At 59.4% G+C, this 25281-nt stretch carries 21 protein-coding genes; 7 read left to right on the top strand and 14 right to left on the bottom strand.

All coding sequences use genetic code 11. The features are described 5' to 3' along the window. Positions 1 to 2: 2 nt before the first annotated feature. Positions 3 to 299: a cory-CC-star protein gene (locus OP494_RS03690; RefSeq protein WP_178997480.1), complete on the bottom strand. Its 297-nt coding sequence runs from the start codon at positions 297 to 299 to the stop codon at positions 3 to 5. Then, the gene (locus OP494_RS03685) at positions 286 to 2040 is read right to left on the bottom strand and encodes a carbon starvation protein A (RefSeq protein ID WP_247621307.1); all 1755 of its coding nucleotides are present in this window, start codon (positions 2038 to 2040) and stop codon (positions 286 to 288) included. Before OP494_RS03685 ends, OP494_RS03690 begins: the two co-directional genes overlap by 14 nt. 324 nt (positions 2041 to 2364) lie before the next feature. Here OP494_RS03685 and OP494_RS03680 point away from each other — a divergent pair, with 324 nt between their 5' ends. The 4 genes from OP494_RS03680 to cydC are packed head-to-tail and all read left to right on the top strand — an operon-like array spanning position 2365 to position 8237. Further along, positions 2365 to 3786, top strand: a complete 1422-nt coding sequence (locus OP494_RS03680) for a cytochrome ubiquinol oxidase subunit I (RefSeq protein WP_247621308.1) — start codon at positions 2365 to 2367, stop codon at positions 3784 to 3786. Positions 3787 to 3789: 3 nt separating this feature from the next. After that, entirely contained in the window at positions 3790 to 4791 is a 1002-nt protein-coding gene (gene cydB / locus OP494_RS03675; protein WP_247621309.1) for a cytochrome d ubiquinol oxidase subunit II, read from the top strand. 3 nt (positions 4792 to 4794) lie between these two features. Further along, positions 4795 to 6510 carry a thiol reductant ABC exporter subunit CydD gene (gene cydD / locus OP494_RS03670; protein WP_280539367.1) on the top strand — a complete coding sequence of 572 codons (1716 nt, stop codon included), beginning with the start codon at positions 4795 to 4797 and terminating at the stop codon, positions 6508 to 6510. Beyond that, positions 6507 to 8237 carry a thiol reductant ABC exporter subunit CydC gene (cydC, locus tag OP494_RS03665; protein ID WP_280539366.1) on the top strand — a complete coding sequence of 577 codons (1731 nt, stop codon included), beginning with the start codon at positions 6507 to 6509 and terminating at the stop codon, positions 8235 to 8237. Before cydD ends, cydC begins: the two co-directional genes overlap by 4 nt. 43 nt (positions 8238 to 8280) lie before the next feature. Here cydC and glpK read toward each other — a convergent pair whose 3' ends face one another. The 4 genes from glpK to csiR form a co-directional block, all read right to left on the bottom strand. Then, positions 8281 to 9789: a glycerol kinase GlpK gene (gene glpK, locus OP494_RS03660; RefSeq protein ID WP_247640277.1), complete on the bottom strand. Its 1509-nt coding sequence runs from the start codon at positions 9787 to 9789 to the stop codon at positions 8281 to 8283. Positions 9790 to 9838: 49 nt separating this feature from the next. Then, positions 9839 to 10567 carry an MIP/aquaporin family protein gene (locus tag OP494_RS03655; RefSeq protein ID WP_247640276.1) on the bottom strand — a complete coding sequence of 243 codons (729 nt, stop codon included), beginning with the start codon at positions 10565 to 10567 and terminating at the stop codon, positions 9839 to 9841. Between the two features lie 321 nt (positions 10568 to 10888). Beyond that, on the bottom strand, positions 10889 to 12409 hold the full coding sequence (gene glpD, locus OP494_RS03650; RefSeq protein WP_280539365.1) for a glycerol-3-phosphate dehydrogenase: 1521 nt from the start codon (positions 12407 to 12409) through the stop codon (positions 10889 to 10891). Between the two features lie 299 nt (positions 12410 to 12708). Beyond that, positions 12709 to 13398 carry a DNA-binding transcriptional regulator CsiR gene (gene csiR / locus OP494_RS03645; protein WP_280539364.1) on the bottom strand — a complete coding sequence of 230 codons (690 nt, stop codon included), beginning with the start codon at positions 13396 to 13398 and terminating at the stop codon, positions 12709 to 12711. A gap of 151 nt (positions 13399 to 13549) precedes the next feature. Between csiR and glaH the strand changes: the two genes are divergently transcribed. Together glaH and lhgO are read left to right on the top strand one after the other, a co-directional pair. Beyond that, complete coding sequence (gene glaH / locus OP494_RS03640; protein ID WP_280539363.1) at positions 13550 to 14512, top strand: glutarate dioxygenase GlaH; 963 nt, start codon at positions 13550 to 13552, stop codon at positions 14510 to 14512. Between the two features lie 95 nt (positions 14513 to 14607). Continuing rightward, positions 14608 to 15804, top strand: a complete 1197-nt coding sequence (gene lhgO, locus OP494_RS03635; protein WP_280539362.1) for an L-2-hydroxyglutarate oxidase — start codon at positions 14608 to 14610, stop codon at positions 15802 to 15804. 23 nt (positions 15805 to 15827) lie between these two features. Here lhgO and OP494_RS03630 read toward each other — a convergent pair whose 3' ends face one another. The 7 genes from OP494_RS03630 to OP494_RS03600 form a co-directional block, all read right to left on the bottom strand. Continuing rightward, positions 15828 to 16259 carry a transcriptional regulator gene (locus OP494_RS03630; RefSeq protein ID WP_280539361.1) on the bottom strand — a complete coding sequence of 144 codons (432 nt, stop codon included), beginning with the start codon at positions 16257 to 16259 and terminating at the stop codon, positions 15828 to 15830. A 2-nt stretch (positions 16260 to 16261) separates the two neighbouring features. Then, complete coding sequence (locus tag OP494_RS03625; RefSeq protein WP_280539360.1) at positions 16262 to 16552, bottom strand: type II toxin-antitoxin system HigB family toxin; 291 nt, start codon at positions 16550 to 16552, stop codon at positions 16262 to 16264. Positions 16553 to 16694: 142 nt separating this feature from the next. Next, the gene (gene sulP / locus OP494_RS03620; RefSeq protein ID WP_280539359.1) at positions 16695 to 18416 is read right to left on the bottom strand and encodes a sulfate permease; all 1722 of its coding nucleotides are present in this window, start codon (positions 18414 to 18416) and stop codon (positions 16695 to 16697) included. 230 nt (positions 18417 to 18646) lie between these two features. Next, complete coding sequence (locus tag OP494_RS03615) at positions 18647 to 19021, bottom strand: flagellar protein FlaG (RefSeq protein ID WP_280539357.1); 375 nt, start codon at positions 19019 to 19021, stop codon at positions 18647 to 18649. 118 nt (positions 19022 to 19139) lie between these two features. Then, the gene (locus tag OP494_RS03610; protein ID WP_052444947.1) at positions 19140 to 19619 is read right to left on the bottom strand and encodes a hypothetical protein; all 480 of its coding nucleotides are present in this window, start codon (positions 19617 to 19619) and stop codon (positions 19140 to 19142) included. A 90-nt stretch (positions 19620 to 19709) separates the two neighbouring features. Further along, the gene (locus OP494_RS03605) at positions 19710 to 20231 is read right to left on the bottom strand and encodes a hypothetical protein (protein WP_040241390.1); all 522 of its coding nucleotides are present in this window, start codon (positions 20229 to 20231) and stop codon (positions 19710 to 19712) included. A 326-nt stretch (positions 20232 to 20557) separates the two neighbouring features. Next, entirely contained in the window at positions 20558 to 20908 is a 351-nt protein-coding gene (locus OP494_RS03600; protein WP_075368649.1) for a hypothetical protein, read from the bottom strand. A gap of 372 nt (positions 20909 to 21280) precedes the next feature. Between OP494_RS03600 and OP494_RS03595 the strand changes: the two genes are divergently transcribed. Then, complete coding sequence (locus tag OP494_RS03595; RefSeq protein WP_280539356.1) at positions 21281 to 22936, top strand: methyl-accepting chemotaxis protein; 1656 nt, start codon at positions 21281 to 21283, stop codon at positions 22934 to 22936. Positions 22937 to 23100: 164 nt separating this feature from the next. Here the strand turns inward: OP494_RS03595 and OP494_RS03590 are convergent, their stop codons facing one another. Next, complete coding sequence (locus tag OP494_RS03590) at positions 23101 to 24831, bottom strand: PilZ domain-containing protein (protein ID WP_280539354.1); 1731 nt, start codon at positions 24829 to 24831, stop codon at positions 23101 to 23103. Positions 24832 to 25281: the final 450 nt, after the last annotated feature.

Genomic DNA, 25281 nt, shown 5'->3' with positions numbered 1-25281 from the left:
GTTCAGCAGCAGCGAAAACCATCCAGGGGCGAGCGCGGCATACCCTGACGCTTATGCCACTCATGAAAGCGGTCCAGCATGTAGGGGTAAAGTTCCAGGGTCATGTCGCCGACGGGGTTGGGGATACCCATCATGTCGCAGAAGCACAGCAGCATGAAAAGATCTTCTTCATCCTGCAGTTCGCGGACGATCTCACGGCGGTGCTGAAGGCTTAATACCGCGTCGTAGCCCTCGATGAGTCGTTTGATCCGCGTCCGCCAGTTGGCGGACGCGGCACGTTCATCATCAGCGCGTGTCATCGGAACTCAACGACTCTTGGACGGCTGTCGGGTCCTGGCGGAAGCTACGCGAGGCTTCGAGCAGGATCCACAGCGTGAACACCATGATCAAGCTGCCGAAGGTGAACAGCAGCAGGTTACGGTCGGCATCGCCGAAGCCCGACCACGTGAAGATCACCTGCTGTGCCATAGCCCACAATGTCATTACCAACAGGAACAGCATCGGTACCAGCGTGAACACCACCGGGCGGCCCTGACGCTTGAGCCACACCGAGACCAGCATCAGGGTGATACCGGCCAGCAACTGGTTGCTGGTGCCGAACAATGGCCACAGTAGATAACCGCCCGAGCCGAAGCCATTGGGGCCTTCCGGCAGAATCACCAGCGCGGCGCTGGTAATGACGGCAATGCTGGTCGCGACATGCTTGCGCGCGATCACTGGCATGCCGTACTCGTTGCCCAGCTCGGCGATGATGTAGCGCATCAGGCGTACGGCGGTATCCAGTGTGGTGGCGGCGAAGCTGACCACGATCACCGCGACCAGGGTCGAGCCCATGTGCTCGGGAATGCCGAGGTTGCCCGCGAGCTGTCCGGCGCCTTTCACGAAGGAACCGAGTCCGCTGGAACCGGCCGCCGAGAAGCTTGAATAGGTGGCGGTGAAATCCGCGCTGGACGCGAACAACGTGCCCACGGCGATGATCGCGATCATCGCCAGCATACCTTCACCCAGAGCGCCACCGTAACCGATGAAGCGAGCGTCGGTTTCCTTGTCGAGTTGCTTGGAGGTGGTGCCCGAGGCGACCAAACCATGGAAACCGGAAATGGCACCGCAGGCGATGGTGATGAACAGCAGCGGGTACCAGCTGACATCGGTTTCGCCGTTGACGCTGGGCGCGGTCATCTCCGGCGCCCCGACGAGCAGCCCCAGATACAGCAGGGCGAGCCCCACCACTAGCTGATGCGAGTTGATATAGTCGCGCGGCTGCAGCAGCTTCCAGACGGGTAGCGTGGAAGCGATATAGACATAGGCCATCAACACCACGATCCACACCAAGAAGGCCATCGAGGTGGCATCGAAGCCGCCTGCCACCGCAGTGTCACCGCCACCGAACCAGCTGACCAGATCGATTTGCAGGAAGGGGACTTCGCTCGCCAAAAGCGCTGCGCCATACATGACGGCGAGGGCGATGACCGAGGGCAGAAGCATCGACCCCGAGTGACGATAGACGCGATAGCCGATCCACACCGCCAGAGGAATCTGGATGAATACCGAGAGCACGCTGGCAGGGAAGGTGATGAACAGCTTGGCGATGACCCAAGCGAAGACCGCGTTGATCATCAACACCAGAATCAGAATGATGAACAAGAACAGCAGCTTGGCACGCTGTCCGATCAGTTTGTTGGCCAGCGTTCCGATGGAATGGCCCTTGTGGCGGTTGGACAGCACCACGGCGCCGAAGTCATGCACGCCGGCTGCGAACACAGTGCCCAGCACGACCCATAAGATGGCGGGTAGCCAACCCCAGTAGATGGCGATGGCCGGCCCGACAATGGGAGCCGCGCCTGCCACCGAAGTGAAGTGGTGTCCCCACAGGATCCACTTGTTGGTGGGGACATAGTCGACGCCGTCTTGATAGGCGTGAGCGGGCGTTTGGAAATCGGGGTCCAGACGGTAAATGCGTTCGGCGATGAACTTCGAATAGAAGCGATAGCCCATCACGAAACACACGGCGCCGAAGATGGCGATCCAGATAGCGTTCATGAGTGATCCTTGTCGAGAGCGGTCGCGCCGGGCGCCGACCATGCTTTTATGGAGACTGCTATCCTACCAAAGAGGGATGGCGTTCTCCGTTAGACGAACGACGCAAAACGAAATCGCTGCGACATCGGCGCGCATGCGGCAATTTGCCTTGCGGCAACGCGACACATACCAAACCCAGTCATAGCGCTTTTTAATGTTATATAAACCCTCTACGATGTAGGGGTATTGGAAACGAAACAATAAGATCCAGGCGGCGGGCCTTTTTCGGCTATGACCACCTCTTTCCGATGACATTTCGACTAAGTGGGCTTCAAGGAGTCAGCCATGGCGCTAGATCCGATCCTCCTGTCGCGATTGCAGTTCGCATTCGTGGTTTCCTTTCATGCCATCTTCCCGGTCTTCACGATCGGGCTTGCCTCCTATATCGCCGTGCTCCAGGGCCTTTACGTATCCACGGGCAACCGCGTCTGGGATCGTCTCGGCCTGTTCTGGACCAAGGTTTTCGCCGTGGTCTTCGGCATGGGGGTGGTGTCCGGCATCGTGATGGCGTTCCAGTTCGGAACCAATTGGAGCAACTTCTCGCAGATGGCGGCGAACTTCATTGGTCCAATGCTCAGTTACGAGGTAGTCACGGCATTCTTCCTCGAAGCTGGCTTCCTGGGCGTGTTGCTGTTCGGTCGGCATCGTGTCTCGCCGGCGGTGCACTTCTTTGCCGCGCTGATGGTCGCCGTGGGGACTTTCATCTCGGCGTTCTGGATTCTTGCCACCAACAGTTGGATGCAGACGCCCGATGGCTATGAGATCCGCGAGGGTGTGATCCATGTGACCTCTTGGTTCGATGCGATCTTCAACGCGTCCTTCCCGTATCGCTTCACGCACATGGCCCTGGCGGCGTTCTTGACCGGTGGCTTCGTGGTGACTGGGGTCAGTGCCTGGTTCTTGCTCCGCGGTCGTGAGGTCGATGCTCATAAACGCGCGCTGTCGATGACACTATGGCTGCTGCTATTTCTGGCGCCGCTACAAGCCTTCGTCGGTGACGAGCACGGTCTCAATACGCTGGAACACCAGCCGATGAAAATCGCTGCCATGGAGGGTAACTGGGAAACCGAGTCGAACGTGCCGTTGTTGCTCTTCGCGTTGCCGGATCGCGATCTGCAGGCTAACCGCTTCGAGATCGGCATTCCCAATGGCGCCAGTCTCATCCTGCGTCACGATCCAGACGGGGTGGTACCGGGGCTCGATCAAATCGACCGCGCGCAACAGCCGCCGGTGTGGATCACCTTCTATAGCTTCCGCGTGATGGTGGCATTAGGGCTCTTGATGATCGCCTTCGCCGTTGCCGGGCTGGTGCTGCGCAAGGGTGGGCGTGTCTACCGCAGTCGCTGGTTCTTGCGTGGGTTGCAGGGCATGAGCCTAGCGCCGTTCGTGGCGGTGGTCGCGGGCTGGTTCGTGACCGAAACCGGGCGTTCGCCGTGGCTGATCTACGGTGTGCTCGACTATGCCGATGCCATTACCCCTTCGCTGAGTGGTGGAATGGTGCTATTCACGCTGCTGGGGTATATCGCCGTCTACGCCGTGATCTTCATCGCCGGTGTCTATTACCTGTGCAAGGTGATCGACCAGGGCCTCGATGAGCACGACGACACGGAGGATCTGGATAGCCACGACCGTCCGGCGCGGCCCATGTCCGCCGCCCACGTGCCCTTCGATGATGCGCGCGACGACCGCGCCCCGAACAGGAGCTAAGCCATGGAAATGTTCGATCTCTCGTTGATCTGGGCCGTCATCATCGCCTTCGGCGTGATCATGTACGTGCTCATGGATGGTTTCGACCTGGGGCTGGGTATCCTGTTTCCCTTCGCTCCGGACGAAGACGCGCGTGATGTCATGATGAATTCCGTCGCCCCGGTGTGGGACGGTAACGAGACGTGGCTGGTGCTGGGGGGAGCCGGATTGATCGGGGCCTTCCCGCTGGTCTATTCGATCCTGCTGCCGGCGATGTACATCGGGGTCTTCCTGATGCTGGCGGGCTTGATCTTTCGTGGCGTGGCCTTCGAGTTCCGCTTCAAGTCGCGGCGCACGCGCAACTGGTGGAACGCCGCCTTTGCCGGTGGCTCCTTCGTGGCGGCCTTCGCCCAAGGCGCCGTGGTAGGCGCCTACATCGAAGGTTTCGAGACTGCCGATCGCGTATTCACCGGCGGAGCGCTCGACTGGCTGACGCCGTTTTCGGTGATCACCGGCTTGGGGCTGGTGGCCGGCTATGCGCTGCTGGGATCGACCTGGCTGGTGCTCAAGTCGGAAGGGCATGTGCGTGAATGGGCGCGTGGCCTGGTGCCCAAGCTTCTCGTCGGCGTGGTGGCGGTGTTCGCCGTCGTTAGCCTTTGGACGCCATGGATCGACCCGGGCGTCTGGGAGCGCTGGTTCGACCACATGCAGATAATCTGGCTGCTGCCCGCACTGGCCTTGGCCTGCGTGATCGGTGTCTACACTGCCAATCGCAAGGGGCGCGAGTTGATGGCATTCCTGCTCACCTTGGGCATGTTCGTCTTCACCTACCTGGGCTTGCTGGTGAGTCGCTGGCCGTATGTCATCCCGCCCGACTACACGCTGTGGGACGCCGCATCGGCACCGGAGTCACAGTTCTTCCTGCTGATCGGTGTGCTGTTCGTGGTACCCATCATTCTGACCTACACCGCCTGGTCGTACTGGGTGTTCCGCGGCAAGGTGCGTGTCGGCGACGGGTACCACTGAGCCGTGTCTCGATCTCAAGCCCAAACCTCGGCGCGCGCGTCGCGCCAATGGCTGGCCGCGCAATCCCGTGAGGTGCGCGGCTGGTTGAGCCTGGCCATCGCCGCTGGTGTCATCGGTGGGCTCGCGACACTCGCGCAACTCGGCCTGATGGCATGGTTGATCAGCGCTGTCGTGATCCACGACACGCCCTTGGTGACGCTATGGCCCTATGCGGCGGCGTTGGCGGGCGCGGTGATCGTGCGCGGGCTCGCGCAGTGGCTGCAGGAAACCAGCGGTCTGGAAGCCGGGCTGCGCGTCAAGGCACGCGTGCGCGCCCAAGTGCTCGATCAACTCGCGGCGCTGGGGCCGGTGCATCTCGCCGAGCGGCATAGCGCCGGGAGTACCGCACAACTGGTCGATCAGGTCGAGGCGCTGGAAGGCTATATCGCGCGTTACGTGCCCCAGGCCACGCTGGCGGTGGTGCTGCCGCTGATCTTTCTCGGCGTGGCGTTTTCGCTGGACTGGTTGGCAGCGTCGTTCTTCTTGATCGCGGCGCCGTTGATTCCGCTTTTCATGGCGTTGATCGGCATGGGCGCCCAGCGCTTGAACGAGCAGCAGTTCCAGGCCATGACGCGTCTCGCCGGGCATTTTCTCGACCGTGTGCGCGGGTTGACCACCTTGCAGCTATTCGGGCGCACCCGTCAGGCCACCGAAGAGGTCACCGCGGTGGCCGACGACTACCGGCGGCGCAACATGAAAACGCTGCGCGTGGCGTTTCTCTCCTCGGCAGTGCTGGAGTTCTTCGCCTCGGTGTCGATTGCGGTGATCGCGATCTACATCGGCTTCGGCTTGCTGGGCTACATCCAGTTCGGTCCCGCCGATCAACTGACGCTGTTCAGCGGTTTGTTCCTGTTGTTCATGGCGCCGGACTTCTTCCAGCCGCTGCGCTTGCTGGCCCAACATTATCACGACCGCGCCAGTGCCCTGGGCGCTGCCGAGGGCTTACGCACCCTGCTGGCGCAGACGCCACCGCAGGGCCCGCGAATGGAGTCTCTAGGCAGTGAGCACGACGCCACGCTGCCACTGCGGGCGCGCCTGACCGATGTCAGTGTGGCGCATGCCGGACGCGGCCGGGTGCTGGGGCCGCTCGATCTCGATATCGACGATGGCGAGGTGGTGGCGCTGGTCGGTCCCTCGGGCACCGGCAAGTCGACATTGCTACAGGTGCTCGCCGGTTTCGTCGATGCCGAGGCGGGCGAGGTCGTGCTGCGTTTGAAGACACACGTGGCTTGGCTCGATCAACGTCCGTTCTTGATGCAGGGCACGCTGGCCGAGAATCTGCGCCTGGTCGCCCCCGATGCCAGTGACGACCGATTGCGCGAGGCGCTGACTGCGGCACAGCTCGGTGACTTGCTGAGCGCTTTGCCCGAAGGGCTCGACACGTCTCTCGGGGAGCGCGGCCTGGGGCTTTCCGGCGGGCAGGCCAGCCGCCTGGCGCTGGCGCGGGTGTTTCTCAGCGATGCACCCTTGGTGCTGCTCGACGAACCCACGGCCAGCCTCGACCCTGACAGCGAGCAACGCGTGATCGAGGGGCTGACGCAACTGGCCGCACAAGGCCGCACCCTGGTCATCGCCACGCACCATCCGGCCGTCATGGGCATGGCCGACCGCGTGTTGCGTCTCGAGGCGGGGCAGCTGCATTCACAGGATGTACCGGCATCGTCGGAGGTCTTGTCATGAAGGAGTCCATCATCATGAAAGGGGCTACGGTAAAGGCGCTGGGCCCATGGTTGCGTCTGATGGGCGAGCGGCGTACACGCTTGCTGATCGGGGCGTTGCTGATGCTGGCGACGCTGCTGTTCGCCATCGGGTTGCTGACGCTGTCGGGGTGGTTCATCACCGCGACCGCGCTGACCGGGATGACGCTCGCGGCGGGCGGCGCGGCGACGATCAATGTCTTCACGCCGGGTAGCGGCATTCGTTTCTTCGCCGTGGGGCGCACCGCCGCTCGTTACGCCGAGCGACTTTATAACCACGACACCGTGCTGCGCCTGCTGGCGGATATTCGCGGGCGCACCTTTGCCGGCTTGTCACGGCTCTCGGGCCGTGAATTGGCGCGTTACCGCGCCGGCGAATGGCTCAACCGGCTGACCGCCGATATCGACGCGCTCGACAATCTCTATCTGCGCTTGCTGGCGCCGCCGTTGGTGGGACTGCTCGCAGTTCTCGTGGTCAGCGGTATCCTGGCGCTGGCGATGCCCGCGCTCGGCGGCGTGCTGCTGGCGATCATGCTGCCGTTATGGGGGATCGTCACGCTGGGCATGGCGGTGGCGGGAAGCGGTCCTAGCGCACGGCGCGTCGAGACCTTGGAACGCCTGCGCGTTCGTGCCCTGGAGCATCTTCAGGGTCTTGCCGAGCTGCGCACCTTTGGCGTACTCGGCGCCCACCGAGCGAGGGTGGAACGCGAGCAGCGGACGTTGCTCGACGATCAGCGGCGCCTGGGACGACGCGCCGCGCTGGGTAATGCGCTAGTCACCGTGACCGTGCAAGGCGCTGCCGTGGCGATTCTATGTTTGGCGCTGCTCGCGTTCGCCGCGGGCAAGCTCTCGGCGCCCGTGGCCAGCATGTTGCCATTGGCGGTGCTGGCGCTGAATGAAGGACTCGCCATGCTGCCGGGCGCCTTCGTGCAATTGGGGGCTACGCGTACGGCTGCCGCGCGGCTCAATGCCGAGGCGGCGCCTGCGAGTGATGAAGGCGAGGGTTCTCTAGCTGACGAAGCTGAGGGCTCCCTGGCGAGCGCCGAGTCGCCTTCGATCACCTTCGAGGCGGTGACGCTACGTTATCCGGGTATGGGTACCACGCCTGCGCTGGAAGACGTCAACCTGCACGTGGCTGCCGGCGAACGTGTCGCTGTGCTGGGCCCCTCGGGTAGTGGCAAGTCGAGCCTTGCCCAACTCGTCGTCCGGGCCTTCGATCCCGATGCGGGCAGCGTGCAACTGGCGGGGCAGGATCTACGCAGCCTGGCGCCGCAGGCATTGCGTTCGCGGCTCGCCTACCTGACCCAGCACACCGAGCTTTTTCATGCCTCGCTGGCTGACAACCTGCGCCTGGGGTTGCCGGTTGAGCACGACCTGGATGAAGCGGCCGTCGAACGTGCCCTGTGGCAGGCGCTATGGATCGTCGATCTGGAGGGTTGGGCACGCGAACTGCCGCACGGACTCGACACCTGGGTCGGCGAAGCCGGGCGCCAGCTTTCCGGTGGGCAAGCGCGCCGCGTGGCGCTGGCCCGAGTCATTCTGCGCGATGCGCCACTGGTGTTGCTCGACGAACCGCTGGCGGGGCTGGACGCCACTACGGCGACGACGGTCGCCGAGCGGCTCGACACCTGGCTCGATGGGCGTACCGCGCTGATGTTCGCCCATCGCCGCGACGCCCTACCGCATTGCGATAGGGCGTTAGTGCTTTGACTATGACACGTTCAGCTATAGCGATAAGCGCGGCACCGGCGTTTTATGAGGCGACATGAAAGCCCATGGTCGCTTGGACGGCACGCTTCCAACCCTCATAGAGCTCGTCGCGCTTTTCCACGCTCATCTTGGGCGTGAAGCGGCGATCTATGGCCCATTGCTTGGAAATTTGTTCGCGCGACTCCCAGAATCCCAGCGCGAGGCCGGCCAGGTAGGCGGCGCCCAGTGCGGTGGTTTCATTGACCGCGCAACGCAGCACATCCACACCCAAAATGTCGGCCTGAAACTGGGCGAGAAAATCGTTAGCGATGGCGCCACCGTCGGTCCGCAGTTCGGTAAGCTCGAGATCGGCATCGGCCTGCATGGCGTGGAGGACGTCTGCGCTCTGGTAGGCCATGGATTCCACCGCCGCACGGATGAAATGCTCCTTGCTCGTGCCGCGCGACAGGCCGAACATCGCGCCGCGGACGTTGGAGTCCCAGTAGGGGGCGCCCAGCCCGGTGAACGCCGGTACGAGGTAGACGCCGTCATTGTCGCCGGCGCGCTCGGCATAGGCTTCTGAATCGGACGACTTGCCCAGCATGCGCAAGCCGTCGCGCAGCCACTGGATCACTGAACCGGCCACGAACACGCTGCCCTCCAGGGCGTATTCGAGCTGCCCGTCTATCTCCCAGGCCACGGTCGTGAGCAGCCCGTTTTCAGAGGCCGTGGCTTCCGGGCCGGTATTCATCAGCGTGAAGCAGCCCGTGCCATAGGTGTTCTTGGCCATGCCGGGTTTGAAGCAGGCCTGGCCGAACAGGGCGGCTTGCTGGTCACCGGCCATGCCGGCGATCGGCAGTTCATTGCCGAAGAAATATTTCGGCAGCACCTTGCCATAGACTTCACTGCTGGATTTGACCTCGGGCAGCATCGATTCGGGTACGCCGAACAGCTCGAGGAGTTCCGGGTCCCATTGGCGAGTGCGGATGTTGAACATCATGGTGCGCGACGCATTGGTCACGTCGGTGACATGCACCTTGCCGCCGGTCAGGTTCCATACAAGCCAGGAATCGATTGTGCCAAACAGCAGGTCGCCGTTGTCGGCTTTTTGCTTGACGCCTTCGACATTATCGAAGATCCACTTGAGTTTGGTGCCCGAGAAATACGCATCGATGACCAGCCCGGTCTTGTCGCGGACCATCTCCGCATGCCCGGCTTCACGCAACTCATCACAGATCTCGGCCGAATGACGTGATTGCCAGACGATGGCGTTATAGACCGGCTGGCCGGTGTGCTTGTCCCAGACGACGGTGGTTTCACGCTGGTTGGTGATGCCGATCCCAGCAATTTCCGAGACATCGACCTGCGTGTTATTGATCACCTCGGTCAGCGTCGTCAGCACGCTGGTCATGATGTCGCGTGGGTTGTGCTCCACCCAGCCCGGTTGCGGGAAGATCTGCTCGAACTCGCGTTGGGCGATGCCGGCGATCTGGCCGTCGTGGTCGAACAGCATGGCGCGGGAGCTGGTCGTGCCTTGGTCGATCGCGAGTATGTATTTCTTTTCATTGCTCATGGAAGGTCACTCCTCGTGTTCGTTACAAAAAACCGATCAATCTGGACGATTAGTAGGCGTAAGCCACAAGCGCCGCCAAAGTGCTGCCGATGACAGGGCCAACCACTGGCACCCAGGCATAGCGCCAGTCGTTAGAGCCCTTGTTCTGGATGGGCAGTATGGCGTGGGCAATGCGCGGGCCGAGATCGCGCGCCGGATTGATGGCATACCCCGTCGTCCCGCCCAACGAAGCGCCGATCGAGACCACCAATAGTGCGACCGCCAAAGGCCCGAGGCCGGACGGTGTGTGACCGAACATGATGATGACGAAGATCAGCACGAAGGTGCCGATGATCTCGCTGAGCAGATTCCAACCATAGGAACGGATGGTCGGTGCCGTGGAGAAAGTGGCGAGTTTGAGCGCGCTATCTTCCGTGTCATCGTACTGTTTTTTGTAGGCCAGATAGCAAATGACGGCCCCTAGAAAACCACCGATGAACTCGGCCACTAAATAGGTGACGGTCGTGACGAGATTGATCGGAATGCCCTCGGCATACTCTTTGGCCGGGCCAATGAGCAAACCGAGTGTCACGGCTGGATTGAGATGCGCACCGGTATCGTAGGCGACATACACACCGCAGAACACGGCAAGCCCCCAACCGAAGAAGATCACGATGCCATCGCTGCCGTTACCGTTCGTCTTGTTCAATAGGACATTGGCCACTACGCCGCAACCCAGTAGTGTCAGGAACGCTGTGCCAGCGATCTCGTGGACCAGTATCGTTTCTACGATTCCCATGAATATGCCTTGCGGTAGTGAGTGTCACGGTCGAATAAGGCGGGATACGCATGTCCTGCAATATCGATGGGAATATGAGCAATGGGTTGGCGAGTCATGGTTTTCCTCCTCTTCGTTGCGCCATCCGCATCGATGGCAGTTGGGGTTGTGTCGTTATTCACGACGGCTGGTTTCGTTTCTAGGCATTGTCCGAAAACTGCCTGCGCTCGGTCATACTGCGTTAAAAATCAACTCAAAATGCTCATTTACACCCCGTAAACTCCGCTTTTTCGCTGATTTTTGCCTTGTCTGATCTTCGCTCGTCGACTTTTCAGACAGTGCCTAAGTTTCCGGATCGGCGTTAGTCGGCTCAGCGAAGGAACGGTCGAGATAATCGGCGAGTCGGCGTTGTTCGCTGTCATTGAGACGCAGCCCCAGCTTGGATCGCCGCCAGAGGATGTCCTCGGCCGTGCGCGCCCATTCGTGATCGCGCAGATAATCGACCTCGGCGGCATACAGGTCGGCACCAAAATGCTCACCCAGATCGCTCAGACTTTTTGCATTGCCGACGATGTTCGTGACCCGTGTGCCGTAGTTGAAGACCATGCGATTGGCCATGCCCAGGGGAATGAAGGGATGACTGGTCTGTAGCGACTCGAACAGGTGCTGTGGTTTGGCTTCTTCGCCGCCGGGCAGCGGATGACCTTTACCGGTCCAGGCTTTTTCTTGGTTGCCGAGCTCGGGTGCCAATTGATCGACGGCATCCTCAGCCAGCCGCCGATAGGTCGTCAGCTTGCCGCCGAAGACGTTGAGCAGCACAGCACCGCCGGCGGTATCGAGTTGGATGCGGTAATCGCGGGTGATCTCGCTGGCGTTGTCCTCACGGTCATCGAGAAGGGGGCGCACACCGGAGTAGTTCCAGACGATATCGTCGGGCCCGATAGGCTGTTCGAAATAGCGATTGGCCGACTCGCAGAGATAGCCGATCTCGTCTTCCTCGATGGCGATATCGCCGGGAGCGCCCTCATGCTCGATATCGGTCGTCCCGATGAGCGTGAAATCGCGCTCGTAGGGAATGGCGAACACGATGCGGCCATCGGGCTGCTGGAAGATATAGGAGTAGTCGTGGTCGAACAGCTTGTTGACGACGATATGGCTGCCCTTGATCAGGCGCAGCGAATACTGGTGATCCAGTGACGCGGCCTCGTCTAGAAAACGCACGGCCCAGGGCCCGGCCGCATTGACCAGTCCGCGAGCGGCGACCTGGAAAGTATCGCCTGCGGCGGACCGCAGGGTGACGGTCCAGCCGTCGCTGCCGCGTACCGCCGCCTCGGCACGCGTGCGCGTCATGATGCAGGCGCCACGGCTGGCCGCATCCATGCAGTTGAGCACTACCAGCCGGGCATCCTGAACCCAGGCGTCCGAGTAGACGAAGCCCTTGGTGAACTCGGGTTTCAGTGGTGCCCCGGCCGGATGATCGGCGAACTTGACGCCGTGCGAGCCCGCTAGCGTCTGTCGTCCACCTAGGTGGTCGTACATGAAGAGCCCGGTGCGGATCATCCAAGCCGGTCGCAGGTGCTTCTGGTGAGGCAGGATGAAACGCATCGGCCAGATGATGTGCGGCGCCGCCTTGAGGAGTATTTCGCGTTCGGAGAGGGCTTTGGCCACGAGCTTGAATTCGTACTGCTCGAGATAACGCAAGCCACCGTGGATCAGCTTGGTCGACGCCGATGACGTGTGGCTGGCGAGATCATCCGCCTCGACGACGAGCACCGAAAGTCCACGGCCTGCAGCATCACGCGCGATGCCTGCACCGTTAATGCCGCCGCCGATGACAATCAGATCGTAGGTTTCGTTGCGCATGTTCGGATCCGCTCACCAGTGTTCGAGTTAGATCATTGTGGCGCGGATTCGAACATTTTTAATTAGGCAAAAAGTAGTAGACGCTATTTCGAGCGATGGCTGAAGTCGGCCACATGGACCGCAATTTCGATCTGATAGAGCTAAAACCGGCTCGTGGATAGGGTTCGTCAGTGAAAAAGCGAGTCGATGTGAAAATTCGAAATTCGGATCAGAACATTGCGGCCAGGCTCGAAGCACCATACGTGCGGCCAGACTCGAGGCCCTACCGCGCGGTGACCGGTCATGGTCGACTCAAGGGTTTATACGAGCCCCTGTTCACGTAATACCTCCTTGATAATCGGTACCGGCGTCATTAGATGCTCGCGCATCATCGTGCAGGCTGTCGCCGCGTCGCGAGCGAGGATGGCGTCGGTCAGCGCCGCATGCTCGCGGCGCTTGGCGTCAAGCGCCTCCGCCGAGAACACGGTTTGGCACAGCCATAGATGGCGGTAGCGTTCGGCTTGATCGAACAGCCAGGCCCGCGTCTGCAGCAAGTGTGGCGAGTCGCAGCCTGCCGCGATGGCGCCATGAAAGGCTTGGTGGCGGGCATCCCAGATATCCAGCATGTCGTCGGCACTGTGTACTTCCAAGACCTTGCTCAAGGCATGCGCCTTGGCCAGGATCTGTGCTTCCCAGTCGTCGCCACCCCGGGCGATGGCCAGCTCCAGTACCAAGCCTTCCAGTTGTGCGCGTGCGTCGTAGAGATCCTCGAGCTCCTTGATCGACATTTCGGCGACGCGATAGCCGCGTTGGCTCACGGCCGTCACCAGGCGCTCGCTTACCAATTGCGACAGGGCCTCGCGCATGGGCCCCACGCCCAGATCGTAACGTGTCTTTAGATCGCTCATGCGCAACTTTTCGCCCGGCGTGTAGGCGCCGCGAATGATGTCGCGTTTGAGGTGTCGATACGCGCCGATGGCGAGGTTAGGGCGCGGCGAGGCACGGGTCATGGGACGATTCCACTAGATATGTGAACGCCATGATACCGGACGCCACCGCAGGCGGGGAACGTTCTGGCGTCGGTGTTCAGGTATAATTTTGACGTTTTATAAAAATGTAGATATTTTTAAGCCGTCATCTAGAACACCATGGAGACCCCTCATGACGGCCCTCAATACGCTCGCCGATCGCGCTCCTCAGGGATTCAGCGCCGCGCCTTCCGCCCAATCGCCACGCTTGTTGCAGCTAACCCTGGACGGCGCGACCGTGCGTGCCTTCCTCGACGCTACCGCCGAATGGCCGATTCAGGCGCTGGAGTACAAATCGATGCTGCGTTTTCGCGTCGCTCGAATTCTCGATGACCTATGCGCCAATACGCTCAAGCCGTGGTTGGCGAATACGCTGGTGGATCGTGCCACCGGTGGGCTGCTGGTAACCCCGGAAGGGCTCGATGAAGTGGCGCAGGCCGACGATATGGTGAAGGTGGCCACGGCGGTGGCGCATTGCATCGGCCGCTCCAACTTCGATGCCATGAGCGGGCAGTACTATGCGCGCTTCGTGGTCAAGAACGTCGACGAATCCGACAGCTATCTGCGTCAGCCGCATCGCGTGATGGAACTGCATAACGACGGCACCTTCGTCGAGCAGGACACCGACTACGTGTTGATGATGAAAATCGACGAGCAGCACATGCAGGGCGGCAATTCTCTGTTGTTGCATCTCGACGATTGGGCGGATCTCGAGCGTTTTCACGCACATCCCATGGCGCGACGCCAAATGCGCTGGGCGGCGCCGCCGAGCAAGAACGTCGGCAAGGACGTCTATCATGCCGTGTTCGACGTGGATGCCGAGGGGTGTCCGGTGATGTCCTACATCGACCAGTTCGTGCAGCCGCGCGATTTCGAGGAGGGCAACTGGCTGTGCGATCTTTCCGAGTCGCTGGAAAGTAGCGCGGCGCGCCTGTCCGTGCCGGTGCCCATCGGCAGCTTCCTGCTGCTCAACAATCACTTCTGGCTGCATGGGCGCGATCGCTTCACGCCGCATCCCGACCTCCGCCGCGAGTTGATGCGCCAGCGCGGCTACTTCACGCACAAACAGACGCTTGCCAACCCCAAGCACGCTTGAGTGGGTAGTCAATGCGCGATGTGTGAGGGATGTCTTGAACGCCGACCGGGCGTTGCGCAGGCTGTAACGATTCAATTCTGACAAGCGAGAACGCGGTGTACGATTTCATCATCATCGGCGGCGGTATCCTGGGGATGTCCACCGCCATGCAGCTGATCGATACCTATCCCGACAAGCGTATATTGCTCGTCGAGAAGGAAAGCGGCCCGGCGCATCACCAGACTGGCCACAACAGCGGCGTGATCCACGCCGGGGTCTACTACACGCCGGGAAGTCTCAAGGCGCGCTTCTGTCTGGAAGGCAATCGTGCCACCAAGGCGTTTTGTGACACTCACGACATCGCCTACGAGAGTTGCGGCAAGCTGCTCGTCGCCACCAATGGGGTGGAAATGCAGCGCATGCAGGCGTTGTGGGAACGCACCGCCGCCAATGGCCTGGAGCGCGAATGGCTCGATGCCGATCAGCTGCGCGAGCGTGAGCCGAACATTACCGGGGTGGGCGGTATCTTCGTGCCTGCCAGTGGCATCGTCGATTATCGTCAGGTCGCCGCGAAGATGGCCGAGGTCTTTCAGAATGCCGGTGGGGAAGTGCGTTACGCGGCGCCAGTCACGGCCCTCGAAGAGCGCAGCGAAGAAGTCGTGGTGACCACCGGCCAGGGCACGTTCACAACACGGCATCTGGTCTCATGCTCGGGGCTGATGGCGGACCGCGTAGTGCGCATGCTGGGCGTCACGCCCGAGTTCACGATTTGCCCGTTCCGGGGCGAATACTATCAATTGCCGCCCGAGCATAATCGCATCGTCAATCATCTGATCTACCCGATTCCCGATCCGTCGATGCCGTTTCTCGGCGTGCACCTGACGCGCATGATCGACGGCAGTGTGACCGTGGGGCCGAATGCCGTGCTGGCGTTCAAGCGCGAAGGCTATCGCAAGCGCGACGTGTCGCTCGGTGATCTAGCGGCCATGGCCGGCGATCCCGGCATTCGCAAGGTGCTACGCGCCAACCTCAAGCCGGGGCTTCACGAAATGAAGAACTCGCTTTTCAAGGGCGGCTATCTGGAAGAAGTGCGCAGGTACTGTCCGCGCCTGACCCGCGACGACCTGCGCCCTTATCCGGCGGGGGTGCGCGCGCAAGCCGTGGCCAAGGACGGCAAGATGATCGACGACTTCCTGTTCGTCAACACGCGCCGCAGTGTCAACGTCTGCAACGCGCCATCGCCAGCAGCCACCTCGGCAATCCCCATCGGCGCACATATCGTCGACCAGGTGAAAGCGCTGGTCGACGGCTAAGTGCCTCCCTTGAGGAGAGATATTCAACCGGCAACACGGCGCGTGGGGCTGGGCTCCTTGAAGGTATCAGTCGCGATGCCAAAGCGCTCCGATAGCCCGCAGACTTGGCGCCAGTTGAGCTTACGACGCCCAGCGAGAATGGCGGATACCACCGATTGAGCGCCTATTTCAGGTAATTCGCTTTGTGAAATCTGATGCTCCTGCATCAAGTAACGCAGTACGTCGACACCCGAAACGTCGGGCAGGGGCCGGCGTTCTTCATCGTAGGCTTCGATGACATCCCCCAAGCGACTCGCCAAGCTGGCGAGGTGGTGGGACTCATCGTCGCCAATCAGGTCGAGAAGTTCATCCAAGGCCTCGACGCGCGCGTCGTAGTCGGTATCGTCGGTGGGCATGGTGAGCAGCGGTGCCAGATAGCTCCAATGCTGAGTGGCTTGTTCGACGAGCGTGTGCATAGTCACTCCTGTTTCCACTTGCCCTGATCGTATTCCGCATGCGTTAGAATATGACGGATGTACACTTTCTTGGCTTGGTAATGAACGATCGCAATCAATCGTAGCTTGTTGCCGCCTATGTCAAACACATGGAGCTTCCCCACTTTGTCGGTAGCGGGAAACAAGCGTTTCATGGCGTCGAAATTCTTGGGATCGTTCGACTTGATCAGCCGATACCATGCATCCAGCGCGTTAGCAGTATTGGGATTGGCCTTTTTGGCGTCCCATATGCGCTTTTGTGTAATCACATGCACTGGATGATGTCTCCTCGTGTTCGGATAAGCGTATAGCAATTTGTGATAAATAGCAATATGCTATATAGGTCTTTCCAATTCTCATATTGTTTGGTCATCGACTCCCGCTTTGAGACACAACCTAACGATGGGCGTTGTTAGGCTACGGTTTCACGGCGGTTTTCTCGTCGTGTAGCGCTTCCCAGGCGTGATAAGTGCTCAGGAAGACCTCGCCGGTGAGCTGGTCGAGGAAGTCGCTTTGCTTGAGCTGGTCCATCACTGGGCCTTTTACCTCGGCGAGGTGCAGTTTGACCTGTGAATCGTCGAGGCGAGCATTGATAGCTTCCAGGCTTTCCAGCGCCGAGGCGTCGATCAAGTTGACGGCCGAGCTGATCAACACGACATGCTTCAGCGCCGGGCGTTCGGCAACCATGGCGTAAACGGTATCTTCCAAGTAGCGCGCGTTGGCGAAGTATAGGCTCTCATCGACGCGCAGCAGTGCCACGTTGGGATCGTGCTCGGTGGTGTGGCGCTCGACGTTACGGAAATGTTCGGTGCCGGGGACGCGGCCTACCAAGGCGCTATGTGGGCGGCTGGTGCGATACAGGAACAATGCCAGTGACAGCCCCACGCCGGCCATCACGCCGACTTCGACGCCGCTGACGAAGGTCAGCACGATGGTCGCCAGCATGGCGGCGAAATCGCGCTTCGAATAACGCCAGGTACGCTTGAGACCGCGCGCATCGAGCAGCGTGAAGGTCGAGACGATGATGCTGGCGGCGAGCGTGGCGATAGGCAGAAAGTGAATCAGCGGCGTGAGATAGAGCGTCACCAGTGCCACGCCCAGCGCGGCGAAGCTGCCTGCGGCCGGTGTACGCGCGCCGGCATCGAAGTTGATCACCGTGCGTGACAGGCTGCCCGTCACCGGCATGCTACTGCTCAAGGCGGCGGCGAGGTTGCTGCCGCCTAGCGCGAAAAGCTCCTGGTCGGGCGAGATGCGCTGGCGACGCTTGGCGGCCAGCATCTGCGCCAGCGATACCGACTCGATAAAGCCCACCAAGCTGATCAGAAACGCCGGCATGAGCAGCGTGCCGATCAGGCTCGGGTCGAGCGAAGGCAGCGCGAGCGGCGGTAGATGGCGCGGAATCTCGCCGACCACGGCGACGCCGTGCGCCTCCAGGTCGAATGCCCATACCAGCAGGGTCGAGATCATCACCGCAATGATCGGCCCCGCCTTGGTGATGAAGCCACTCAACGTCGCGGTCATACCCAGGCGGCGCAGCGTGGGGCCGGCGCGGCGCATCCCCATCAAAAACGCCAGCGAGCCGAGACCGATCAACGCCGTCAGACCGTTGAAATCCTGCCAATGCGTGGCCAGCCCGGCGAGCTGCTCAATCAGCGTGAACCCGGACATCGTGATGCCCAATAAGTTGCCCAATTGGCTGGTAGCGATCAGCACGCCCGAGGCGCTGAGCAGGCCGGAAACGACCGGATGGCTCAGGAAGTTAGCGAAGAAGCCCAGCCGGAAGACACCCATCAGCATCAGCATGACGCCGGACAAGAACGCCAGTGTGGCGGCGGCTTCGCTGTAGGCGACGGTCCCCGTGGCGACGATGTTTGATAACGCTGCGGCCGTCATCAAGGCGACGATCGCCATCGGCCCCACCGCCAGCGTACGGCTGGTGCCAAAGACCGTATAGGCCACCAACGGCAGCATGCTGGCGTAAAGGCCCGTCACCGCCGGCAGCCCGGCGAGCAGCGCATAGGCCAGCGCTTGCGGAATGACCATCAAGGTGACGATGACGGCGGCGAAGAGATCCTGGGATAGCGTGTGGCGGTCATAACTTGGTAGCCACTCGACGATGGGAAAGTAACGCTTGAGCATCCGGGTCTCGTTGATGTGCAAGGAAGTCAGGTTTCTGAGCGAAAAGATATAACGCTAGAAGTGTTTCTAATAATCACTAATGGTGCGGCGTGAGGGCCGTGTGTGCAAGTGCGCGGGGGCTGGCTCGAGGCTTTGTTTGTCGGCGGGGCAGGGGAAAGATACTACTTATGGCGTTTTGCAAGCGCGACACCGGCGAAGCCATGCATGCCTCTCGGTGCCGGCCTTGTGAATCACACTTCCCAATCGACTAGCCGGCCCTGGCGTTGCTCCAGGGTTTCGGCGATGCGCAGTACTTCCTCGCTGGGGATTTGACGAATCAGTTCCTGGCTGTCGCGGTCGACGATGCGGGTCACGATCCGGCCCTCGTATTCCGATAGCTCGAACTGGACGTTGTAGGCGCGCATCACGTCGTTGACGCGCTCGATGGGCTTGGCGAGTTCGCTCATGGTCAAGGACGATGACTCAGAGGTTGCCAGGGCGTCATTGCCGGGCTGGATGTGGGCCAGGGCCATGTCCAGTCGTTGGCGACCGCTCAGCGGGTTGGGGGTGATATTGGCGGTGGCGGGACCGCTGTTGACGGGAAATTCAGGAATGTTCGACGACATAGGCGTCCCTCTGCGTTGTTATCGCTTTTTGTTGTCGAGTGCAGACTTCTTTGAAGAGACAGGCTTTTTAGAGGCAGGTTCTTCCAAGAGAATCTAAGCGCACTCGGTGGCAACCGGATCACGTCATCATGTCGATGTGCGTGCGCCCGGCATCGTCGCCGACACCGATGTCGACGAAGAAGGCATGCCGAAAGCTGCTATCGCGCTTGTAAGCCTGAATCTTTTTGATGTCCTGATGCTTACCGAAGCTATTGGTGCTTTTTTGCACCTCGATGGCAGCGAGATTCTCGTGGGTTCCGCGGTGATGAATGATGATGTCGGGGTAGGCGGTACGCGCATCGGTATCGGCGGTATTGGTTACGCTCGTCATATGGCGAGTGCGCTTGCAGGGGCCCGTCCAGCGATTGTATTCACAATCGATATCCCAATCGGGAAACGCCTGTTGCAGGTACATGGCCAAGCGGAAGGAGAGCGAACGCTCCGTCGCCGATGCCTTTAGCAAAGGGGCGTCGCGCTCGAGAAGCGTTTCGAGGGCATGCGTCAGTTTTTCATGGATGCTGGTGTCGGATTCCGTAATGAATGTTCCGATATGAGTCATCGGGTGCCTCGCGCTTTTTCTTTTTAATAACGGGGTGGCGTCTTTACAGGGAATCTATCGGCCATGTCAGGCCGAACTTTAATGATGGATTCATACGGGGCGAAACTCGGCATGCAGCTTGCCATCGTGCACCATCACATAGGCCATGTTGCGCTTACCGGCGTCGTCTAGCCAATCGAGTTCATTGACTCCCGGTTTGAGAACGGATTCCGCCGCTGCGAGCGATGTCGCCGGCGTACCGTTGACCGACTCGACCACGGCGCCGATGGGCAAACGACTCTGCAGCGGGCTCTCCGCTTCGATCTCGACTAATTGCAGACCGGTTGCGGTAGCGGCCTCGGCGCGGGCGTCGGTCCTTGGACGCGGCGAGCGTGAAGAGCGCGACTTGGGTTTGGGGGTAGGCGGCGTTGAGGGTGGTGCTTCAGGTCGGCCTCGCGAACGGCCCTGGCGCAACTGCAAATGAGCAGAGGTGACGAGTAGCAATAGGCCGACCAGGAGCACGATCATGGCAATATTGGCAACGAGCAATGCAGGAAAATGGGCGCTGAGTAGTGACGGCGCCTGGCGCTGGAAGAGCAGTATCTTGTACGTCGTGTAAGGCAGGGTCGCCATGGCCACTCCCCATAGCACGATGAGAAATACTTGACTGCGCAATAATGTCCGCATGGTGTGCTAGCCACTTTCAGAGAAGTTCAGCAGGTTTAACGCATCACAAGAAAAAATCAAGTATCCCCCGCCTAAAGTACGAACGTCCATTGCGCTTTGATCCCACCAATAATCCGCGCTGTGACGTGATTAGGCTATGCGCGAAAAGTCGGCGAGCGATGGCCAGACAAGGCAAAAATCAGCGAAAAGGCGGAGTTTACGGGGTGTAAATGAGTACTTTGAGCTGATTTTTAACGCCGTATGGCCGAGCGCAGGCAGTTTTCGTACAAAGCCTAGCGTGCATGCGCCTTAACCTGATCGTACAACGACCGTGCGTTATCCAAGGCAATCGCCTCGTTTTCATCCAACTGCAAGAGAGAACCGCCAGTGCGGTCGCCGTTCTGAGCGGCGCGGATCACCGTCGCATGGCGGCGCGATACACTGGCGACATTCATCCGAATGGACAGCAGCATCAGCTCGAAACGGCGTTTTTGATCCTCGCGCCGTTCGCGTTCCTCGACGGATTCGGTGGTTTCGATGAGCGACGCCAGGGTCGTATTGATCAACTTCTCGACCAGATCGAGGCGCGGCACGATCTCGTCATTCAGCTCATTAACGGTGATTTGGGTACGGGGAGAAGACATGGTATCGCCTATACAAGAAAACGCGCGCAAACAATAAGGAGCAACAACAGGGTTGCTCATGGTCTTTCGAATATCGGCCTCGTGCCGGCTAACTTGAGCGTTCTTGGATGGATATGTGGCGACTGGTGGCGCTTCTGGTCTAGAAGCGTTGCCTGACGCCCACTCAGAGCGTACCGGTGCTACTGCGTCATCGGCCGGCGCGGTTCGTGGTCTTGAGCGTTATGGAGTGTCGTTACCTAGGAGGGTGAAATTTCAAGAATGCATTTTTTTATTAGTATTTAGCAATTATAGATTTTGTAAAGATTCCCTATGGCATGCCGATATGGCTATTAACTACATAAAGATAACGTGTCTTATATTAGGGGAGTTATTATGTTGGATAAGCTCAATAAAATTAACGTTAAGTATGCAGCCGCATTCATTGCGGTGGCGTTTTCGCTGTTGGCGATCGTGGCAGTGGATGAACGTTTGGTAAATGCTGTCAAAGAGCGAATGACCGCCTTCAGCGGTGAATTCAACGTGGCAATCTCCGACGTGCTGAATGCGGACCGGGATCTTTACCAAGGGCAAATGGCGTTACTGGAGCTGCTTGGTGAGGCGCCAGACAGTGACTCCAGTCAGAATTTCCTCGCGGATTACGAGGAAAATGCCGGGCAGGCCTATGACCGCATGAATACATTTAAAGGCCATATGTCGAATTATCCGGATGTCGTAGGGAAACTCGAGGAGTTCGAAACCCGTTTCGATGAGTGGAAAACCGTGTCCGATGAAATCGTCGAGTTACATCAGAATGGTGAGGTCGAGAAGGCTCAGTCACTCTTCGATGAAAAAAGCATGCCGCGCTTCAATGAGTTGCGTGAAATTTACGACCTGGCGGGACAGGCCGTCGATGCGAAAGTCACTGAACTAGAAGCATCGATGCTCGACCGGATCAATATCCAGCAGACGTGGGTTATCGCTATCTCGGCGATCATCTTCCTGGCCGCCACCGCACTGGCCTTGATCGGCCCGAGAAGGATGTCGAAGGCGATCCGCGACGTCAGTGAGCGAATTCGCGAGATTGCCGAGGAAGATGGTGACCTGACCCAACGCATCGATTCACGTCGCAGTGACGAAATCGGCGAACTGAGCGAACGCTTCAATGGTTTCATCGATCGAATCGACAGGACGCTGCAAGCCGTTAGATCCAGCACTCAAAGCGTCAACTCGGCCTCGGATGAAATCGCCAAGAGTAGCCAGGACTTGGCATCGCGTACCGAGCAGACGGCGTCCAATCTGCAAGAAACCTCGTCATCGATGGAAGAGATTACCTCCACGGTTCGCCATACGGCCGAAACCGCAACCCAGGCCGATGAACTGTCACGCCGTAGCGTTGAGGTCACGCGTGACGGCCAGACAGCGATGCAGGATGTCGAAACGACCATGAGTGATATCAGCGAGTCGGCAGCACGCATCAACGAGATCATTGGCATGATCGATTCGATTGCGTTTCAGACCAATATCCTGGCGCTTAACGCTTCCGTCGAGGCGGCGCGAGCCGGTGAGCATGGCAAAGGCTTCGCCGTCGTCGCCGAAGAAGTCCGCACGCTGGCCGGGCGCTCGAGCGAGGCCTCACGCGAGATCCGTGGGTTGGTGGCAACCTCTGTTGCCAACGCCGAGTCAGGTTCGGAAAAAGTGCGTAAAGCCGGTCAGACGATGGAAGACATTGCCGGTAGCATCGAGCGGGTCACGCAAATGATCGGCGAGATCAGCACCGGCTCCCAGGAGCAGAGCAGTGGCATCAGCCAAGTCAACATCGCCGTGACGGAGCTGGACACCATGACACAGCAGAATGCGGCGATGGTCGAACAGAGTAGCGCCGCCGCTGATGAAATGAGCCATCAGGCGGAACGCCTCATGGCCCTGATCGGTTCCTTCAAGCTGAGTAATACCGAGGAGGATGACTCACGCATGAACCAAGTCCTCACGCATCAACAGAGTGAGGCGTCACAATCTATTGAGGAACAGAAGTGGCTAGCGGGCGTTTAGCCTTGAGGAAAAAGGGCCAGCAACCAAGCTGGCCCAAGGCTTGCTGACGGCAAGCGTCATACACAGCGAGTGTCGGTATTCACGGTACGTGAAGCGGTCGCAATACCTACGATAATCCTATCGGCCCGTTCGTATTGAACTTTAACCCACGTCGTTTCGCTGACTCAGTGCTTATGGTCGACACGGTGGTCGTTCGGGTTGACGATTCCCACGAGTCGGCCAATTTGCATGAAATCGGTCGAGGTCAAAACGGTATCGATATGCGCATCGATAAAGGCAAGGTTCTTGACGACATGCACCTGGGTCGGGGCCCCTTTGTTATCGATATCCATGATCCAGGCGAGGAAGCCTCTCGAAAACTTGGCCAAACTGCCAATGGGGTATAAGCCGTATTGCTGGATGTAGTCGGTAAGAATCATGTGATCATAGAGTTCATCATGTTCGTGCACCCAGCGATAGGCATCCAGTGGCGTGCGTGGCGTAACACCATTACGTGCATGGGTGTATTTATTGACCGCCTTGATGACGGAGATGTGCTTGACGAACTCCGAGAGCTCATTCCCCGTCTTGCCCGCAGGATAACCGCTACCATCGAGCAGCTCGTTGGCGTTTTGGATGACATCCAAGCACCCTTCGCTAGGGCGCCAGCCCAGTTCCGACATCTTCTCGAGCAGCTTATCGACATGACCAAGGAGTATCTCCTTTTGTTGCGGCGTCATGTTGGTCTTCAGCGAGGGCAGCTTTTCGCTCATTAGAAGCGGTTTGCCCATCGTATGCATCAGAGTGCCTGCCAGGGCCTCGCGCAAGTGGGGTGAATGAGGATCACGCGACGTGACCATGTCTGCCAGGAGGCCGGCGACCTGGATGGCATGTCGTACCCACTCCGGCTGATCGCGCAGGAAGGAAAGCGCGTACAAAAACTCCTTGCGGTTCTGCCTGACGAGATAAAGCAACGAATCGGTGCAGTCGTAAAGCGTTTCTTCAGGAAAGGCATTCCAGTTCTTGATGAAGATCAGAACGGCCTGAAGTTGACGCGCGATGGTACGCACGCCCTTGACCATCGGCGGCGTGTTGGGCGACTCGTTCGACTTCTGGCTGGCATGTTTCAGAATGCTATCTTCCTTTTTCCGGGGGATGTAAACGGCTGACTGGCTGACACTGCGGCCATCGACGCCGGCCCGGTAAGCGGCTTCACGTTCAGACTCGGAAACGACATGGAATAGCGCATTCTCCATGTCGCGTTCCACCTCGACGAATTGAATGCCCAAGGCCGCATGCCCCTCGCTACCGAAAGGGCGCATGTGGCGTATGCACCCTCGGGCGTAGAAATACTCACCATTGGGAAATTCCAGCGTGACGCTGGGCAGCACTTGGTTCACGTAAAGTGGCAGACTGTCTTCTATGTCGATATCGAGCATGCAGCCGCCGGTCGAGATATTGCGTAGTCGCCCCTTGATGGTCAACTCATTGGGAAATACCTCGAGCGTGGCACGCGCAGACATGCCGAGAATCAGCGGGATGCGTACCGCCCCGCGCGTTTCCTCCGTGAACAATGCATCTGCCAGTTGGCACTTGATCTCGTAGGCACCGGTCTCTTTCTTGAGCGGCTGGGCCTTGATTTTTTCGAAATTGTAGATCTCCGTGACCTCCTCGTCGGATGGCGCGGGGATCTCGATATCGAAGGATAAATACCCTTGGTAGATATACGACTCTATGTCGGCCTTGTCATAGGTGACGCTAAGCTCAAAAGCCCCGGTGTCCATATCCAGGTTGAGGATCTCGCCTTGAAGCGGATTGGTCGTCTTCTTGGAAAACACCGTGATGGTGTGCTCTTTGGCGATCAGAGCGCGCAGCACGCCCGCCAGGTGATTGCCTGAGTATTGGTGTGACAGCATACGCGTACCTATGAGTCCAGTGCTGGGGCGATATACGGGATGTATTCGTTTTTGTTGTAATAGTATTTTTTGATTTTAATCGTTGTTATAAATGGTGCTTGTGCTGCCAGGCCGTATAGATAGGTGCGCCGAAAGCACCACAGATAACGACCATGGTTCCCTTATATCATAGATAGGCAGGATAGGGAGTGGGGCGGATTGCGCATGTTCAGTGAGTGTCTAAAAACCGGCTCGGGGCACGACAGGGACGATGAGACGAGCCACGCGTAAAGTTTGCTAAAAGGCGATCCATTGATCACCAGAGGGCTCATGCGGCAGCGTCGTCTTCAGCTAGTGCCTCATCGAGGTCTACTAGCCGCGTTCATGATGGGGCTCCGCTCGATGGCAATGCAGTGCTTGGTGGCGCGCGTTCGGCAAGCGATTGCGCCGTGCGTGCTGATAAGTTATATT

The sequence above is a fragment of the Chromohalobacter sp. 11-W genome (genome assembly GCF_029889905.1).
Taxonomy (GTDB): Bacteria; Pseudomonadota; Gammaproteobacteria; order Pseudomonadales; family Halomonadaceae; genus Chromohalobacter.
The sequence above is the reverse complement of the archived record's forward strand: the minus strand, read 5'-3'. Positions and strand labels throughout refer to the sequence as shown.

Bases quoted from the DNA above. Each gene is read 5' to 3' on its own strand.
- OP494_RS03690 (WP_178997480.1), bottom strand. From the start codon at position 299: ATGACACGCGCTGATGATGAACGTGCCGCGTCCGCCAACTGGCGGACG.
- OP494_RS03685 (WP_247621307.1), bottom strand. From the start codon at position 2,040: ATGAACGCTATCTGGATCGCCATCTTCGGCGCCGTGTGTTTCGTGATG.
- OP494_RS03680 (WP_247621308.1), top strand. From the start codon at position 2,365: ATGGCGCTAGATCCGATCCTCCTGTCGCGATTGCAGTTCGCATTCGTG.
- cydB (WP_247621309.1), top strand. From the start codon at position 3,790: ATGGAAATGTTCGATCTCTCGTTGATCTGGGCCGTCATCATCGCCTTC.
- cydC (WP_280539366.1), top strand. From the start codon at position 6,507: ATGAAGGAGTCCATCATCATGAAAGGGGCTACGGTAAAGGCGCTGGGC.
- glpK (WP_247640277.1), bottom strand. From the start codon at position 9,789: ATGAGCAATGAAAAGAAATACATACTCGCGATCGACCAAGGCACGACC.
- OP494_RS03655 (WP_247640276.1), bottom strand. From the start codon at position 10,567: ATGGGAATCGTAGAAACGATACTGGTCCACGAGATCGCTGGCACAGCG.
- glpD (WP_280539365.1), bottom strand. From the start codon at position 12,409: ATGCGCAACGAAACCTACGATCTGATTGTCATCGGCGGCGGCATTAAC.
- csiR (WP_280539364.1), bottom strand. From the start codon at position 13,398: ATGACCCGTGCCTCGCCGCGCCCTAACCTCGCCATCGGCGCGTATCGA.
- glaH (WP_280539363.1), top strand. From the start codon at position 13,550: ATGACGGCCCTCAATACGCTCGCCGATCGCGCTCCTCAGGGATTCAGC.
- OP494_RS03630 (WP_280539361.1), bottom strand. From the start codon at position 16,259: ATGCACACGCTCGTCGAACAAGCCACTCAGCATTGGAGCTATCTGGCA.
- sulP (WP_280539359.1), bottom strand. From the start codon at position 18,416: ATGCTCAAGCGTTACTTTCCCATCGTCGAGTGGCTACCAAGTTATGAC.
- OP494_RS03615 (WP_280539357.1), bottom strand. From the start codon at position 19,021: ATGTCGTCGAACATTCCTGAATTTCCCGTCAACAGCGGTCCCGCCACC.
- OP494_RS03610 (WP_052444947.1), bottom strand. From the start codon at position 19,619: ATGACTCATATCGGAACATTCATTACGGAATCCGACACCAGCATCCAT.
- OP494_RS03605 (WP_040241390.1), bottom strand. From the start codon at position 20,231: ATGGCGACCCTGCCTTACACGACGTACAAGATACTGCTCTTCCAGCGC.
- OP494_RS03600 (WP_075368649.1), bottom strand. From the start codon at position 20,908: ATGTCTTCTCCCCGTACCCAAATCACCGTTAATGAGCTGAATGACGAG.
- OP494_RS03595 (WP_280539356.1), top strand. From the start codon at position 21,281: ATGTTGGATAAGCTCAATAAAATTAACGTTAAGTATGCAGCCGCATTC.
- OP494_RS03590 (WP_280539354.1), bottom strand. From the start codon at position 24,831: ATGCTGTCACACCAATACTCAGGCAATCACCTGGCGGGCGTGCTGCGC.